The sequence below is a fragment of the Leucobacter exalbidus genome, assembly GCF_017834145.1.
Lineage (GTDB): Bacteria > Actinomycetota > Actinomycetes > Actinomycetales > Microbacteriaceae > Leucobacter > Leucobacter exalbidus.
The window spans coordinates 56,345-71,962 of the sequence record NZ_JAFIDA010000001.1 but is presented as its reverse complement, the minus strand read 5'-3'; the positions used below and the strand labels follow the sequence as shown (position 1 = coordinate 71,962).

Genomic DNA, 15,618 nt, shown 5'->3' with positions numbered 1-15,618 from the left:
AATTTGGTTTGGAAGCGCTGCACAAGCGCTGCGGGTCACGATTTCTTTCGATTCTTTCGCGCCATCCCGAGGCCGCATGCTGCCAACCCCAGCACCAGCACGGCCCCTCCGATGACGATGAACTCTCGGTTCTCGAATCCGGTGCGAGGCAGCTCCGGATCCCCCGGCGCCCGCGGCACCGGCGGTATAGCAGGCGGCGCACTGGGCGGGGTGACCGGCGGGGCATCAGGGGGCGTGACTACCGGCACGATCTCGAAGTTCTCGCGCTCGGCTCCGCATTCACCCCGGTGCACCTCATATTCCTCACCGTTCTCGATCAGCACGAGCGTTTCAACGTATCCACCCAGCCCCACATGCTCGGGCAGCGCGGTCACCTCTTTCGAACGGTACGTGCCGGGTTTGGGCACGCGCACACCGACCGTGTCTGAGAGCGCGACAATCTCGGTGTCGGGGGTGCACACCATGGCGCCCTCACGTGGGCGTTCATAGGCGGTGAAGCGCACCCAAAACTCGATGTCTTCGCGCACCGACAGTGCGCCCTCGACGAGGGCGGTGTCATATACCGGGTCGCCGACGGTCACGGTCGAAGTCGCCACCGTCGACACGTCAGGGCGTTGCAGGCGCGTGGTCTCGTGTTCCACCCCGCAGTCGCCGCGGTGCAGCAGCTGCTTCTCCTGCTCGGGTTCCACGAGCCACAGTGATTCCACCCACCACACGTCACTCCCGTAGGCGGGCAGCGCGGTGAGGGGAGATGATTCGTAGGATCCGGGCCCCTCCACCAGCACCGGGTCACTCCCCCAGATCAGATTCTCAACGCCGCATTCTGCGAGCTCGGTGCCGGTGAGGGAGGCTTCGCCCTGGTACGCCTCGAAGGTGATCTCGTGGTGCACCCCGTCACGCGCGCTGAGTTCGCCCTCAACGATGGCGGTGTCGGTCATTTCGTCTCCGATGGAGGCAAGCGGCATGGCCTGCGTGGTGACGGTGGCCCCGGTCAAGAAGGTGGTCTCGTTGGCGATCCCACATTCACCAACCGAGAAGGGCACGCGTTCGTCTCCTTGGATCAGCCACAGCGTTTCGACCCACCAGATTTCGCCCTGCCACTCGGGCCGCGCAAATACCCCCTCGCTCACCACTTCACCGGGCCCGGTCACCTCGATGGCCGGCACCTCAAACAGCAGGTTGCTCGCGTCACACACGGCGGGCGTCTCGTTTTTATCGGTCAGGGCTTCGTCTTCTGCTGACTCTGCTGCGTGTTCATCATCGGCTTCGGCGACCGAAGCAATTTCGGGCTCGGGCTCTTCGGTCGCGGCTGGTGCGCCCCGGTATCCCTTGAACTCGAGCTCCCAACGCGTTCCCTCGGTGGCGGCGAAGTCTCCGCTCAAGATGGCGGTGTCGGTGAGGTAGTCGCCCACGATTGCATCGGGCATCGCGAGTGTCTCGACGCTGGGGTGGGCGATGCGGCTGGTTTCGTTCTCAAGTCCGCAGGCGCCCCGGTGCAAGACTCGCGGCCCGTCACCCTCGTCGATTTCGAGGGTTTCCACCCACCACAGGGCGACGCCGTGTGCGGGGGTCACCTTGAACCCCGGTGATCTCACCTCACCCGTTCCGGTCACCGGCACCCGATCTGAGCGAAACACAATGCTCTCGGGGGTGCAGGTTGCGGCGGCCGCGACGTCGTCGGCGCGGTACGCCTCAAACATCAGTGTGTACGACACGTCTGGAAGCAGCCGACCGCTCACCGTGGCGGTGTCATAGGCTTCATCGCCGATGCGCAGGTCTGCGGGTGCCTGCGTGACGACGCCGGGCTGATTAATGCGCGTGGTCTCGTTGGGGAGCCCGCACACGCCCTCGTGTTTCAAGGTTCCTTGCGAGTACACGCGTTCCACCCAGTGCACGGTTCCCTCACTGCGCACCGCGGCCGGTGCACTCGAGTAGTTTCCTGGCCCCGGCACCGGGATTCCTTCGTCGTGGAATACCGGTTGGGCGAGGCAGCGGTCCTTCTCAGACAGCGCAGAGAGTTCTTGCTCGGTCCAGCGTTCAGGGTCCCTGCGTTCTTCAAGTACCGGGGTGCGCGCAGAATAGAAGACGGGGTTGCCCTCATCATCGAGCACGGACTCGTCGTTCTCGTCCAGTTGAGGCACCGGGTATGCCAACCCGTTGGCGTCAACGCCTTCCGTGGCGACGCCTTGTTCGTCGGCCGCAGCAATCTGGTTTCCGTCGCTATCGAGCAGCGCGGCCCCCTCGGAGTCGGCCCACCAGGTGTACCACAGCGGCTGCCCTGTCACTGGATCCTCAGCCTGGGCTTCATAAGGCTCCCCCAATTGTGTTTCCCAAACGGGCGAGTATTTGGGGGTGCCCACCACGGGATAGAGGTAGGCGGTGAAACTGGCGGTCGCGCCGGGCCACATCTCTAGCGTGGTTTGCTTTTGTGCCCGCACCCGCAGTTCGTCCGTCATCGTGCCACCCACCTCAGCGGAGGGTTGAGCCTGCGAAGAGGCCGTCGGCGGGGCGAGCGGGGGCGGCAGTGTGACGGTGGTGGCGGCGAAGGTTCCCTGCTTCTTGGGCTGTGCCGCCTTACCGATTGACACGGCCACACGTTGCCCGGGGTCACCGGCGGCCGTCAGCGTGCCGTAAACGTCAAGTTTGGGTTCCCACCCCGCTTTTCCCTTGGTTTCCCAGGTGCCGGTGACCTTGATGCGGGTAGCTCCTGCGGTGGCATCGACCGCCCGCTCAGACGCACTTGAAGATGACACGCTCAGCTTCGTACTGCCATCGCGAGAGAACTTCGCCCCGGTCACGCTCAGCGAGGTCGTGCCCTTCGGGAACGAAACGATGTATCTGCCGGGTTTGCCCGCCGGATCGGGGGTGAGCTTCAGCGACCCCAAGATACTGGGGGCCGCGACAGGAGCCGTGGCATTCGTTTTTGCCGTTTCATACATTTTGTCGGAGCGCGCAATGAGCTCCCGCCCCCGACTCGACCCTTCGAGCGCCGAGATAGTGCGGTTGAGCTGTGGGTTTCCCTGCCCGAAGTTCTCTCGCATGCGCCAGATCGTGAGCTGCAGCGCCGCAGCCGTCCACGCACTGGTCGATTGTCCATATTTATCAATGAGGTAGTTCATCTGTCGCATGCCGTTGGGGTCACCCCAGGAGTTCAGTAGGCCCGCGCGGCCGGGCAGCGAAGTGACCCGGCCATCGAGCCAGGCGTGCCCCGTCGGCTCCCCCATGATGATTTCGACGCAGTATGCGCGCGTGCCACCAGGCAGCTCAAAGATTGAGATATTTACCCCGCCCGGAAACGACACGGTTTCCACCCGGGGCAGCGCCGCAGCTGCCGTCGCGCCAACCGCCACACTGCCGGTGAGCATCGCGGCGAAGGCCACCAGAACGCTACAAAGTTTCAGCAACCATCTTGTTCGCGGCGGTTGCGAGCCTCCCCGCAACCTTGCCCGACCAGTGACACGCATGAGTTCCTCCTTGAATTCATCAAACGGTTCCCAAGTGGGGCCGCCTACGCCGCCTATAGGCAGCTCCCATTGATCTTGCGCGGCTCAAAGTCGCCCCGGGGTTCCTTTCCACAGGGCCGCAACACGCCACTTAGGGTCGCTCGATTCGCGACGTCACACATGCCGTGATAGAGTTATCTTTTGTAACGCGGGATGGAGCAGTTCGGTAGCTCGCCGGGCTCATAACCCGGAGGTCGTAGGTTCAAATCCTGCTCCCGCAACTGTGAGAAAGGCCCCTGATCAGGTGAAAATCAGATCAGGGGCCTTTCGCTTTGCCTCAGCACGGTGACTTTTCATGCGCCGCCCCCTTCCCCACGCGCGCCAAACTCGGCACCAGGCACCTCCCGCTCGGCAGCCACAGAGCCCCCGCCTATTCGCGACTGTGCCTTTTGAACCAGGGCGTTGACCGCTCATGTGAACGAATCATTGATTCACCAGCGCACTCACACACCCAGAGCTCGAAGTGACTTGGCACCTACAGCAGTGCGGTGGCTTCAATCTCGACGAGCACGCCGGGCTCAAAAAGCTGCACAACCGCAATCAGTGATGCCGGCGGCATCGGCAACTGCAGCCCAATCTCCGGGGCCACTGCTTCAACGCCGGCCATAAACTCCCCCATTTGGGAAGTCTCCCACTCGGTGACGTACACGGTGAGGCGCACCACATCGCTAAATTGCGCCCCCGCTGCAACCAATCCACGGTGAACGTTTCGCAGTGCCTGACTCACCTGGGAAGCCAGGTCAGTTGGAACCGGCTCCCCCGCAGGCATGTGGGCGACCTGACCTGCCACATGAACAAAACGAGTTCCCGTGCCGACGGCGACGTGATGGTACGGCGTATTTTCGATCATTCCGTCTGGGTCGAGGTACTGCACTAGCATGGTTTTCTCCTTCGTTGAGTTCCCGCAAAATGCAGGTATCAAATTTATGGCGCATAGTCCTTTCGGGAAGCGCTAGTCCATGTATCGGAAAGCAAGATTCTGGGTATCGGGAAGCAGCCCTCTTGTAGCTGCTTCCCGATACCCAGCATGGCGCGGTTACTCCCAGTAGCCCGGGGCCTGCCGGGCAAGCTCATCGCGGTGTCGGCGCATATCGATCTCGCCGAGGTTGATCTTCTTCGAGTGGTTCACCAGACGGTTCACGATCGAGTCTGCAGCTACTTTGTCGGGCAGCACGTCCACCCAATAGTCCGGGCCCGACTGCGACGCAATCATCGTCGGGGCACGATGTTCACGATTCGCGAGGATCGTAAATAAGTCGGCTGCAGCATCAGGGTCGATACCCACAGTGAGGAAGTCATCGATGATGAGGAGATCCACCCTGGAATACTCGTTCAGCATGGCCTGATGTTTAATGCTGTCATGCCGGGCGATCACGAGTTTGCGGGCAAGGTCGTCCATACGCACGTAGGCGACGGAGTGACCGTTCTGGCAGGCCGCTACTCCGAGCGCGCAGACGAGATACGTTTTCCCGCCGCCCGAGGGTGAAGTGATGAGCAAATTCAACGTCTCGGCCTTCCAGTCCTGGCCGGCGTAGCGTTGCATCCGTACTTTGGTGATGCCGCGGCCCTCTTGGTAGTCGAGTTCAGCGATCGAGGCTCCGGGGAGCGGGAACGCGGCTTTCTTGATCGCCCCGCTGACCCGGTTCGCGTGGCGCAGTTCGAGTGCGTCAGTCGCAGCAGTCAAGAACAGTTGCTCCGGCGTGAAATGGTCGTTCGCTTCATCCGTGATGAGTTCCTCGAAGCGGGTCGCGATATGAGCGACACGTAAATCACGGAACATTTCGTAGTCGTCATCGGTGAACATTAGAACGTCCTCCGCTCGCCCAGCTGACGGTAATAGTCCGCGCCACGTATATACGCTCCGGAAGGAGACTCATCCGGGGTGGCGGCTTCGCCCGCTGCAGCCTCAAATGCCGGACGTTTCCTGGTCGACGCGGCCGGCCGTACTCGGGCCGGCTTCTTTGCATCGGAATCGATTGCAGCCATGATTCGTTTGATCGTTGTGTATGTCGGGTGCCCACCTGTTGACAGAATCTGCTGGCAGGCGGCTTCAAGACGCAGCTTGTTGTTCTTTCCGAGGCTGTCGAGAATGTTTCGGCAGTCAAGGAATCCCTGAGCCTCGAGAGCACGTCGGTCAATGACCTGCCCGATCACTTCGACCGTTGCTGGGCCGAATGCGCGGGCCCGTTGTAGAAACCATTCCCGTGACCAGAGCCCGTCCACGTTTTGATACTGGGCAGGTAAATGTGCAGCCTCCGTCACATACTGCCCTTTTCGCCCTTGGAGTCGCGCATGCTCACACACGATGGTTTGGCCATCGAACACTGTGACCTTGGAGCTGGTCAGTCTGACCCGGAGCAGCCTGCCGGCATGCTCATGCGGGACGGAGTAGTACTGCGAATCGCAGGTGATGTGAGAGTTGCGCTGCACTTTCGCTTCTCTCCACTCCACCTCTTCAAATACGTCAATGGGAGCGGGCCGAGGAATCCGGCTTCCTCCGTGCTAAATCGTTCATATCGTGTCGAACCATCAACGCGCCGAATATCGTGGTTGATCTCATGCACCCGAATCGCGATCGCAGCGTTCAAATCCGTGAGGCTTGTCCACACGTCTTCGGTGAGGTAACCGATCACTCGAAGATTCACGACGTTCACACCAGATTCAACGGCAGCTTTCTCTTTCGGTGACCTCACTCTTGTGGGCAGCACCGACGTGTTGTAATGATCGGCGAGCTGTTGGTATCGATCAGTCACGAAGCGAGCTGCGTCTCCGCGCACTCTTCTATGGGTAGCAGTCAATGCATTATCTGGGATGAGGATTTGGGGTACCCCACCATAGAAATTGAATGCGCCGAGATGGCCTGCCAGCCATGAGGGCATCGTCATGTCCATGAATGCCTCGCACCACAGATACCCCGAGAAAGGGAGCACCGTGACAAACAGGTACGCTTTCGTGACCGAGCCGGTGACGGCGTCGACGAGGGGAATGGTGTCGCCTGCCCAATCGATGAACAATGTTTTCCCGGGCTGGTGGGTGAGGACCGCAGTCAGATCATATTTGCGGACATGCTCGGCGAACAAAGCGCAGTATTGCGAGTAACCGTACTTGCGTAACTGTGTTGTGAGTGTTGTGTACGAGCGCCATCCCTGCAGCAGGGTGTAATGACGGTTCTTCTTCATTGATGCCGCGACTTTTCCGTAGTCGGGAGCCAGGTACTCGGCAGAGACCCGGGCACGTCCGTCAGGGAATAGCGCGGTAATCTCGGCGTCACTCAGCTGGGCCAAGCGGGCGGGCGTGATGCCTTGTTCGTTGAGTGTTTTCTTCGCTACCGCGATCGTTTTCTGCGAGGCACGTACGTGGGCCTCAATATCTCGGTAGCTGTGGCCTTTTAGCAACAGGCTCATAATCTTTCGGTAGTCGGTCATGACCGGGGCCCTCATTTCTCCATTGAGATGACAGCAGCGTCATTGCCGCTAAGGCTCAGGAGAACACACGAATATGAGACGCTTCCCGATGCCCGGAATCGTGCTTTCCGATAGGTGGACTACTGCTTTCGGATACCGCTACTCGCCAATTTATACTTGGTGAAGGAAAGACACTTCAACGAAACTAGGTATCGTGCCAGAAACCAGCCCAGCCCACCTGAGCATCTCGCCGTCACATCGTGAGCTCCTCGACCAGGTTCTCGACAAATGGTCGCTGGCTGTATTGAGTGAACTCTGCGACTCCCCCAAGCGTTTCAATGAGTTGCGTCGCGCGATTACCGACGTCAGTCAGAAGTCACTCACCAACACCCTGCGCCGACTGGAACGCAATGGCGTCGTCGATCGGCACGTACTGAGTTCACGCCCCGTGGCCATCCGATATGAGATCACCCCACTCGGTAAATCGATGCGAGCGCCCATCGATGAGCTGCTGAGCTGGGCCGCAACCAATATGTCAGAGATCAATCGCGCCCGCGATCAGTTCGACGAAACCCTCGACAACACGCCCGCCCCCGGGTCCATTTAGATGAGACCTGCATGCCGCAGGTAGGCTAATCCTTGTAACGCGGGATGGAGCAGTTCGGTAGCTCGCCGGGCTCATAACCCGGAGGTCGTAGGTTCAAATCCTGCTCCCGCAACTGTGAGAAAGGCCCCTGATCAGGTGAAAACCAGATCAGGGGCCTTTCGCTTTTGTGCCCCCTGCTGCGGGTCAACCAGCACCTTTGCGGCCTATAGGACAAAACGTGTGGGTTTTGTTGAGCGTGTCTCAGGGCCTGCCCGCCCATCCGCTGCGTGTCCATAGCCCTTCGTTGGCATCGAGGCCGGTGTCATAGAGCGATACTGGCGCTGCTGGATCTTTCGACTCTGGTTGTGCAGTGTTCGTGTGTTGCCGTTTCTCGGGTTGGTGTTCTTTGAGGATCACTGCTGGGTTCGGGAACTCTGAATGCAGATACAACCACCACTCGATCGCTCGTCGTTGATGTTCTTCTGGCATGCCCCGATGGAGGCGGAGCAGAAGCCTCATCTGGGAGTTCGTGCCTCCCTCGATCTCGTTCGTCGTGGAGGGCACGTTGAGATGCGCGAGTTGCGGGCTGAGGAACGTAAATAGATGGCCGCCCTGGATAGCGCGTTGTAGCACTTGGTAGCCCGACCTGAGGCGTTGATGCGTGTACCACCAGGTTTGGTTCGGCCTCGCCCACGACGGCACCTCGGCCGCGTGTTTGCGATACGTGCGTTCCTTGGTGAGGTGCAGGAACGAGTTCTCCCAGGCCAGGAAAAGCTGCGCCCATTCCTCGCCCCCAGTGACAGTTTTTACGCGGGTGAGTTTCAGAGCAAGGCCCCACAACCCCTGACCGGCAGGCGTTTTTGAGCGGGTCGTGACGTGTTTCCGGACGTTGCGTTGGAGATGCACGAGACAGCGTTGAACCTGGGCCGTAGGCCAATGAGTATTGAGCGCAGCATGCATGCCCGATCCGCCATCACACACCACGACCAGGGGCGCCGGCAGCCGTTGCATGAGCGCGCCCCAAGCAGCCGCTGACTCACGAGAACACCATTGGAACGCGACTACGGTTCCGCGGTGAGTGGCGACCAGCACACACCAGCCTGTCCGCAGATTGAACCCATCGATCTGGAGGACGTCGTACACCGCGCCAGTGACTGGAATGACGGGGCGGAGCGCCCAGCACCAGGCCGTCGTGCGGCGGAACTGTCGAGCTGCGCTGGCACCTCCGAGATCAGCCTGCGAGGCCTTCCCCGTGATCCAGGTGAGGAACTGATCCAGTTGCGCTTTGCGTGTCACATCGGGGCGTTTCCGAACCGATGAAGCACCGCATTTGGGGCATCTCCAACGCACGGTTCCCGCGGGGGTCGTGCCATTCCTGACGAGCTTGGTGTTGCATATCAGGCAGGTGGTGGTGTTCTCGCTTTTGGGCACAGTTAAGGGTGCCCGGGCATAGCTTCCCTGGGTTTACCGCGTCATCCTGGGGCTAGATCAAGATCTCGTACACACGTTTTGTCCTATAGGCCACCTTTGCCAACAATATCTCTTGACCGTTACGCAATACAGATAGTCAAGATCGTGCGCAGTAACGCGCTGAACCGCGTGCGAACGCTCAAGGCCGAGGAAGGCAAAGACCTGTGGCTAGCGGGAGGCGGCAAGCTAGCCCATTCCTCGTTACCAAAAATTGATCGCCTCATACTCAAACAGCACCGGTCCATCATCGGAACTGGTATCCCGCTCTTTAACGGGCCTTTCCAATCTCAGATGCTTGAACCCAATAACGAGACGCTACTCGACTCAGGTATGCGAGTTCTTACCTACGACCGCGCCTGACCCCATCTTGCTTTTAGCGTTCTCAACGAAACAACAAACGCTGACCGTGCCGCTTGAGTCTTCCCGGTCAGCGTTCCCCTTTACGGGACACCTCAAACAGCCGTAAAGGGCTGGCCAATCGTGCGCACTATCGCACCCAGAAACCAGGCGACTCTTCTGCCCATCCGTCTCCGAACTCTGCAGACGGCTTCTCGCCGTATGCATAATCCGTGCCCTTGAAGTTGACCATCATGGGTGCTTTGTCTGCACACGCAGAGCCAAGGTCATCACCGTTCTCAGCGATCAAAAGGAGACAAACGTCTGTCGGTCGAGCTGAATTTGATGCGGTCGCGAACGTTACGCCGTCGTATTCACCGAGAAGCTGTGCCGATTCTGCGTCGAAGGCAATGTCCTCGGTCTTGCTACTGACCTGTGAGACTAAAGATTTGACTCCAGAAGCCTCAGCTGAATCGCCAGACCCAGCACAGCCGGAAGCGACGAGCACGAGCATTCCTGCGGCAGCAGTGGCCAAAAGTGTATTGATGCGCATGTCGCCAGCCTATCGGGGCAGTCAACAGCCGCAAATAATTTAGATCGGCATATTAGACAGAATCTACATAGACTGAAATTGGCACGCGTCGACGGCAATCGCTACCTCCGCAGTCATTATTTTCATGTCACTGATTTGAAGGAGCAAGGCCCATGTCCGATCCAGATCTCCCCAATGACCAGGTTCCACAGCAGCCAGCGCCTCAAGCTGCAACTCCGCCCCCGTATACACCAGCTCCCCCGACACAAATCCCTCCCACCCCACAGTACGGTGCCGCATCTCCAGTGCCTCCCGCAGGCTACCCTTCAACGTATCCCGCAACGCAACCCGCAGCAGCAAAGGGACTCGCACTCTCAGCAATGATTGTGGGCATCGTTAGTTTGTTGTTGTTCGCGGTCCCATTTCTGGGAGGCATTGGTGGCATCGTCGCCGTTATTCTCGGCATCATCGCCCTCAATAAGGCTCAACCAAAAGGCATGTCCATTAGCGGCATCATTACCGGTGGCCTCGCCGTACTCGCCTCGATTACTCTAGCTTTTGCCACCTATGCCTTTTTGGTCGGGGCGCCCGCCGCAACCTCAGCCGTACTTACTGAACTTGAGCAAGCCGCTGAAGAACTCGATGAAGCTACTTCCACCACCCCAGAAGAAGTCACCGAAGCACCAGCGCCCACAGAGGAGCCAGCACCCACAGAGGAGCCAGCACCCACAGAGGAGCCAGCACCCACAGAGAAGCCAGCACCCACAGAGGAGCCAGCGTCACCAGCAGCTGGCGAGTGGACCGAGGTAACGACCATGACCGGCAATGCCGATCAGCAGTCGGACACGATCCACCTGTCAGGCAATAAGGTGCGGGTCACCTATGATTTCACCGACGCATCAGGCCAGGGCACCATCGTAGGCGCAGTCTATGTACTCACCGAGGGCACCGACGTCATGGTCGACGGCGCGTTCCCAGACGTGATTGTGTCTGAGGCCGGCTCAGGCGAGACCATTCTCCGCAAGGCCAAGGGCGAATATTTCTTGAAGGTCATGGGCGCAAACACCAATTACACCGTGACCGTGGAGGAACAAAAGTAGCCCGCAGAATTCACAGCGCTCCTCCATGCACACACAGCTCCGCGCGAATCGCCGCATAATCACCACGAATCGTCGCCTCAGTGCACCCCTGGTAATGTTAACTCTTGTAACGCGGGATGGAGCAGTTCGGTAGCTCGCCGGGCTCATAACCCGGAGGTCGTAGGTTCAAATCCTGCTCCCGCAACTGTGAGAAAGGCCCCTGATCAGGTGAAAACCAGATCAGGGGCCTTTCGCTTTGCCTCAGCGCTCAGATGACCGGGCCGCCCGGATCAGGCCCGTCAATTGTCGCAGCGTGCCCCGAGGGGCGCAGGGTTACGCCGTCGTTTCGCCGGTTGCGCGCCGTTCGCATCTCGTGAAACGCATAGAACCAAGAGGATACCGACAGCGCAACGAGTACGAGCACGATCACCCAGATCGACTCAAGAAGATTCACCTGGTGTAGCGCCCATTGCACGATCGCCGTCACCACGATCGCGCCCGTGAGCACGCTGATAATGGCCGCCGTCACAATCAGTCCAACCGGCTGGTGCAGCTTGTGTGAGGTCTCACCCGACATCGATGCATACTTCTTATACTCGGCTAGAGTCATGCCGTTTCTCGCGGCCTCACGCTCGGGGATGCCGCGGTAGTACTCCCGCCGCTGGGCACGGGTCGGATTGTCTTTGGGGTCGCGACCGTGCGCGGGCTGAGCCATGATGCCCATACTATCTGCACCACGCATCTCCCCCAGCTAGACTGCACGGGATGCTTGCCGACCAGTCTTCCCTTTGCGCGCCAACCGTTCACTCAGTTCAGCCCGCTTCTGGCCTGCACGCGATTCACGCTGATTTTCTCGCCGAGCGCCTGCCCGAGACCGACGAAGACGTGCATATGCTGGCGTCGATCGCTGAACACGTGATCGCGACGTACAGCGAACCCGGCCACACAGTCTTCGATCCCTTCGCTGGGTTCGGTACGACGCTCGAGCGCGCCACCGCACTCGGCCGCGCAGCGATCGGTATCGAGTTGCTGCCCGAGCGTGTAGAGCCCCTCAGCGCCCGCGTACCGCGCGCTCTCGTGATCGAGGGGGACGCCAGAGAACTCCTCAGGCTGCTCGTCGAAACCCCCGAGGCGCAGCGCCAGGCACCGGTTGATCTCATTCTCACGTCTCCCCCGTATATGACGGAGCATGATCATGAGGCTGACCCGCTCACCGCGTACGAGCGTGACGGCGGTGACTACGGCAGATATCTTGCCGAGTTGGGGCTCGTGGCCGCCCAGTGTGCGCGCGCCGTAAGGCCGGGCGGCTTCGTGGTGTGGAATGTGGCCGATATTCATTTCAGGGACCATACGACGCAGCTCATTCATGACTGCACCGGGGTGCTCAGCGAGCATCTCTCCCACGTGGAGACCGTGCCGATCCACTGGGATCGTCTGCCCCACGATCTCGTCGCAGACGCGTTACTGGTGTTTCAGCGCCCCGACGCTCACTAGCCTCCCGTAGAGACACGAATGCGGGGCCCGGCATCATGCCGGGCCCCGTATTTGTGTGTGGTGCGCGGCGACCGTTACGGTCGCCGCGCGGTCTCGCTACTCAGCGGCGAGTGCCGCTTCAAGCGCTACCTTTACCTTCTCGTCAGCGACGCCGTATGCGGCCCAGTCGCCCTTCTTCATAGCAGCGTCACGATCCTTGAACGCGGTCTGCATCTGCTTCAGTGCGTCATCAAGCGACATCGCAGCGCCTGAGCCGCCGCCGGTCGATCCGGATTCCTTATCGTCAGCCGGGGCTTCCGATTCATCGGCCGGCTCGTTCTCGTCGACCACCACGTCGCCGTCACCGGCGTGCGCCCCTGAGTCACCGTTGAAGAGCGCGTCGAGCGCGCCATCCAGGGTGTCCTCGAAGGCGATCTGGTCACCGAAGGAGACGAGCACCTTCTGCAGGATCGGGAAACTCGTGCCCGTCTTCGCCTGAACGTAGACCGGCTGCACGTAGAGCAGCCCGCCACCCACCGGCAGTGTCAGCAGGTTACCGCTGATCACGTCGGTTTCGCCCTGGCGCAGAATGTTCAGCAGGTTCGACACCTTCGAGTCGGTGGTGAAGCTGTTCTGTACCTGGCCGGGGCCGGGGATCGAGTTACTCTTGGGGAGCGTCAGCAGCTTCAACGAACCGTATTCGTCAGAGACCTTGCCAGCTTCGGTACCCGCATTCGAGTTCGCAGCGAGGTAGCCCGTGAGAATATCTCGCGCGGTCTCCCCCTCTGCTGCCGGAATGTACGTCGAGTAGATCGAGTAGTTCGGGTCAGCCTTGGCACCCGCCGCGAGCGTCAGGTAGTAGGGAGGCTGCAAGAACTTCTGCGCCGCAGCCTGCGACGAAGCAACCGGATCATTAGGCGTACGCCACTTGTCCTCTGCCGAGTAGAACGCGTCGGGAGTGGTCACGTGGTATTCGCCGAGCATCGCGCGCTGCACCTTGAACAGGTCAGAGGGGTAACGCACGTGGCTCATGAGCTCGCCGCTCATCTCAGAGACGCTCGACAGCGTGCCGGGGAAGATCTTGCCCCACGACTTCAGCAGCGGGTCTTCGGCATCCCACGCGTACAGCTTGATCGAACCGTCATACGCGTCAACGGTAGCCTTCACCGAGTTGCGAATGTAGTTGATCGGCTTCGGCAGCGGGTTGCGCTCGCGGTCAACGGAGTCAACCAGCGCCGCGTTCATGTCGGTCATTTCAGAGTACGGGTAGTCAGCCGACGTGGTGTAGCCGTCGATGATCCATACGATGCGGCCGTCAACCACCGAAGAGTACGGTGAGTCATCGATCGTGAGGTACGGGGCGACCTTCTTGACGCGGTCAACCGGGTTACGGTCGTAGAGCACCTGCGAACCGTCAACCACGGCACCCGACAAGAGCACCTCCATGTCCTGGAACTTCAGGGCATAGATCAGCTTCGTGAACAGGTTGTCGAGCTTCGGTCCACCGTCACCTGAGAACGTGGTCATGTTCTGCTTTTCGGCTTCGGCCGCGGCAGCCTCATCGGCAGCTTCTTCAGCGGCGTCAGTGGCGGCCTGCTCTTCAGCAGTTACCTCGGGCACTGCTGCGGCGTCAGCTTCGTCTGCGGGAACCGCGTCATCGACGACGGCTTCGGCAGTGCTTTCAGCGTCAGCCGGGAAATCGAGCTCGATCGACTTCTTCCGCTCGCCACCCACGATGGAGTAGGCGGGAGAGTTCAAACCGAAGTACACGCGCGGCTCGAACTTGCCCAGCTTGCCGCTTGACGGGATGCCGCTTTCGAGGAAGACGGGCTCACCGCCTGCAGAGCGCTGGTTGCCGTATGCGGCGACGAGGCCGTAACCGTGGGTGTACACGAGAGTGCGGTTGTACCAACCAGTCTGGTCACGAATATCGATGTCGCGAATAGCCGACACCGTATCTTCGATCTTGCCGTCGATCTCGTAACGGTCAACGTTCAGCGACTTGGGGAACTGGTAGTACTGCTTGATCTGCTCAAGCTGCGCGAAGGTCGGTGAGACGACCTCGGGGTCAATGATGCGAATGTTCGCGGTGGTGGCGGCGTCGTTACGCAGCGCACCGGGCTCAGCGTCGGTGACAGCGTCGTAACGCTCGGTCTTCACACTGTCGATGCCGTACGCGGTGCGTGTGGCATCAATATTGCGCTGAATATATTCAGACTCGAGGCTCTTCTCGTCAGGCTGTACCTGGAACTGCTGCACAGCCCACGGGTAGCCCATGCCCAGCACGATGCTCGATACGAGGAACAGGGCGGTGCCGATCACGGGCAGGCGCCACTTGCCGGTGAAGGCCGTCACGAGGAACAGCACGGCGATGATGATCGCGATGCCCGCAAGGATCTGCTTGCCGGGGATCAGCGCGTGCACGTCTTGGAACATGGCGCCGGTGCGCAGGCCCTCGGTGCCCGTCAGCGCACGGTACTGGTCGAGCCACAGGCTGACCGCCTGCAGCAGCAGGTAGACCGTGGCAAGAATCGCGGCCTGAATACGGGTGGCCTTCGAGACGCGCACATCGCGGCCTGAGAACGAGATGCCGCCGTACAGGTAGCTGGTGGCAACGCCCGCGATGAGCGACAGCAGCACAACCGCTGAAGCAAAGGCAACAATGCTCTGCAGCATCGGCAGATCAAACATGAAGAAGGAGACGTCAAGACCGAACTGCGCGTCTTTCTCCCCCGTGTTCTCACTGTTGAGCCACAACAGGGCACGCTGCCAGTTCGCGGCCGCCGCAAAGCCACCAAAGAGGCCAACGAGAATGGGCAGGGCCCACTTCACGAGCCTGCGCAGCGGCTCAAACAGCTCTTGGTAGCGGTCGAGCTGCGCGGTCAAACGCGCATATACCGGGCGCTTGCGATAGGCAATATCAATCGCAAAGAATACGGGTACGGCCAATCCGAGGAAGCCGATCACAAACATCGAGGCGGCGGCTATCCACTGCGTGGTCAACACCGGCAGGAAATCTACCTGTCGATACCACAGCACTTCGGTGATCACTGCGGCTGCCGCGAGGAAGCCGAGGATAAGGGCCACCACGATCACGATGGTCACCGCAAGCGGTGACAACCGGCGCGGACGGGCGGCCTGAGCATTAATGTTCTGGTCGGTCACGTCTCTGTATAACTTCCTGTCCGAGCACGCGCCCGTCGGTGCCGGGCGCTGTCTATCCATTCAGCCTATC

General features: G+C 60.3%; 13 protein-coding genes and 3 tRNA genes. 7 read left to right on the top strand and 9 right to left on the bottom strand.

Annotated features, from left to right (window positions below; translation table 11 throughout):
- Nucleotides 1–35 precede the first annotated feature (35 nt).
- Nucleotides 36–3,380 carry a hypothetical protein gene (locus tag JOF28_RS00335; protein WP_209703955.1) on the bottom strand — a complete coding sequence of 1,115 codons (3,345 nt, stop codon included), beginning with the start codon at nucleotides 3,378–3,380 and terminating at the stop codon, nucleotides 36–38.
- A 270-nt stretch (nucleotides 3,381–3,650) separates the two neighbouring features.
- Between JOF28_RS00335 and JOF28_RS00330 the strand changes: the two genes are divergently transcribed.
- A tRNA-Met gene (locus tag JOF28_RS00330) sits at nucleotides 3,651–3,724 on the top strand.
- A gap of 254 nt (nucleotides 3,725–3,978) precedes the next feature.
- Here JOF28_RS00330 and JOF28_RS00325 read toward each other — a convergent pair.
- The 4 genes from JOF28_RS00325 to istA all read right to left on the bottom strand — a co-directional run bounded on the left by JOF28_RS00325 (nucleotide 3,979) and on the right by istA (nucleotide 6,928).
- Nucleotides 3,979–4,383 carry a RidA family protein gene (locus JOF28_RS00325; protein ID WP_209703954.1) on the bottom strand — a complete coding sequence of 135 codons (405 nt, stop codon included), beginning with the start codon at nucleotides 4,381–4,383 and terminating at the stop codon, nucleotides 3,979–3,981.
- Nucleotides 4,384–4,539: 156 nt separating this feature from the next.
- Nucleotides 4,540–5,307, bottom strand: coding sequence for an ATP-binding protein (locus tag JOF28_RS00320; protein ID WP_209703953.1), 768 nt, complete (start codon nucleotides 5,305–5,307; stop codon nucleotides 4,540–4,542).
- Nucleotides 5,307–5,933, bottom strand: coding sequence for a Mu transposase domain-containing protein (locus JOF28_RS14395; protein ID WP_425342468.1), 627 nt, complete (start codon nucleotides 5,931–5,933; stop codon nucleotides 5,307–5,309). Before JOF28_RS14395 ends, JOF28_RS00320 begins: the two co-directional genes overlap by 1 nt.
- On the bottom strand, nucleotides 5,846–6,928 hold the full coding sequence (gene istA / locus JOF28_RS00315) for an IS21 family transposase (protein WP_245189804.1): 1,083 nt from the start codon (nucleotides 6,926–6,928) through the stop codon (nucleotides 5,846–5,848). The genes JOF28_RS14395 and istA overlap by 88 nt, the downstream gene beginning before the upstream one ends.
- A gap of 193 nt (nucleotides 6,929–7,121) precedes the next feature.
- On the opposite strand from istA, the gene JOF28_RS00310 reads away from it, so the two are divergent.
- Together JOF28_RS00310 and JOF28_RS00305 are read left to right on the top strand one after the other, a co-directional pair.
- On the top strand, nucleotides 7,122–7,514 hold the full coding sequence (locus tag JOF28_RS00310) for a winged helix-turn-helix transcriptional regulator (RefSeq protein WP_342452028.1): 393 nt from the start codon (nucleotides 7,122–7,124) through the stop codon (nucleotides 7,512–7,514).
- Nucleotides 7,515–7,552: 38 nt separating this feature from the next.
- Nucleotides 7,553–7,626, top strand: a tRNA-Met gene (locus JOF28_RS00305).
- 128 nt (nucleotides 7,627–7,754) lie between these two features.
- Here the strand turns inward: JOF28_RS00305 and JOF28_RS00300 are convergent.
- Nucleotides 7,755–8,924, bottom strand: a complete 1,170-nt coding sequence (locus JOF28_RS00300; protein ID WP_209703952.1) for an IS1249 family transposase — start codon at nucleotides 8,922–8,924, stop codon at nucleotides 7,755–7,757.
- Nucleotides 8,925–9,068: 144 nt separating this feature from the next.
- Between JOF28_RS00300 and JOF28_RS00295 the strand changes: the two genes are divergently transcribed.
- Nucleotides 9,069–9,323 (top strand): dihydrofolate reductase family protein, encoded by a 255-nt coding sequence (locus JOF28_RS00295; RefSeq protein WP_209703951.1) that lies wholly within the window; start codon nucleotides 9,069–9,071, stop codon nucleotides 9,321–9,323.
- A 127-nt stretch (nucleotides 9,324–9,450) separates the two neighbouring features.
- Here JOF28_RS00295 and JOF28_RS00290 read toward each other — a convergent pair whose 3' ends face one another.
- Nucleotides 9,451–9,852: a hypothetical protein gene (locus tag JOF28_RS00290; RefSeq protein WP_209703950.1), complete on the bottom strand. Its 402-nt coding sequence runs from the start codon at nucleotides 9,850–9,852 to the stop codon at nucleotides 9,451–9,453.
- A 152-nt stretch (nucleotides 9,853–10,004) separates the two neighbouring features.
- Here JOF28_RS00290 and JOF28_RS00285 point away from each other — a divergent pair, with 152 nt between their 5' ends.
- Nucleotides 10,005–10,931, top strand: coding sequence for a DUF4190 domain-containing protein (locus tag JOF28_RS00285; RefSeq protein WP_209703949.1), 927 nt, complete (start codon nucleotides 10,005–10,007; stop codon nucleotides 10,929–10,931).
- A 110-nt stretch (nucleotides 10,932–11,041) separates the two neighbouring features.
- Nucleotides 11,042–11,115, top strand: a tRNA-Met gene (locus JOF28_RS00280).
- Between the two features lie 63 nt (nucleotides 11,116–11,178).
- On the opposite strand, the gene JOF28_RS00275 is transcribed toward JOF28_RS00280, so the two are convergent.
- A complete protein-coding gene (locus tag JOF28_RS00275; RefSeq protein WP_209703948.1) occupies nucleotides 11,179–11,625 on the bottom strand; it encodes a hypothetical protein in 447 nt (148 codons plus the stop codon).
- Nucleotides 11,626–11,675: 50 nt separating this feature from the next.
- Here JOF28_RS00275 and JOF28_RS00270 point away from each other — a divergent pair, with 50 nt between their 5' ends.
- On the top strand, nucleotides 11,676–12,404 hold the full coding sequence (locus tag JOF28_RS00270; protein ID WP_209703947.1) for a DNA methyltransferase: 729 nt from the start codon (nucleotides 11,676–11,678) through the stop codon (nucleotides 12,402–12,404).
- 96 nt (nucleotides 12,405–12,500) lie between these two features.
- Here JOF28_RS00270 and JOF28_RS00265 read toward each other — a convergent pair whose 3' ends face one another.
- Complete coding sequence (locus tag JOF28_RS00265; protein WP_209703946.1) at nucleotides 12,501–15,548, bottom strand: UPF0182 family membrane protein; 3,048 nt, start codon at nucleotides 15,546–15,548, stop codon at nucleotides 12,501–12,503.
- Nucleotides 15,549–15,618 lie beyond the last annotated feature (70 nt).

Bases quoted from the DNA above. Each gene is read 5' to 3' on its own strand.
- istA (WP_245189804.1), bottom strand. From the start codon at position 6,928: ATGACCGACTACCGAAAGATTATGAGCCTGTTGCTAAAAGGCCACAGC.
- JOF28_RS00275 (WP_209703948.1), bottom strand. From the start codon at position 11,625: ATGGCTCAGCCCGCGCACGGTCGCGACCCCAAAGACAATCCGACCCGT.
- JOF28_RS00270 (WP_209703947.1), top strand. From the start codon at position 11,676: ATGCTTGCCGACCAGTCTTCCCTTTGCGCGCCAACCGTTCACTCAGTT.
- JOF28_RS00290 (WP_209703950.1), bottom strand. From the start codon at position 9,852: ATGCGCATCAATACACTTTTGGCCACTGCTGCCGCAGGAATGCTCGTG.
- JOF28_RS00325 (WP_209703954.1), bottom strand. From the start codon at position 4,383: ATGCTAGTGCAGTACCTCGACCCAGACGGAATGATCGAAAATACGCCG.
- JOF28_RS00285 (WP_209703949.1), top strand. From the start codon at position 10,005: ATGTCCGATCCAGATCTCCCCAATGACCAGGTTCCACAGCAGCCAGCG.
- JOF28_RS00320 (WP_209703953.1), bottom strand. From the start codon at position 5,307: ATGTTCACCGATGACGACTACGAAATGTTCCGTGATTTACGTGTCGCT.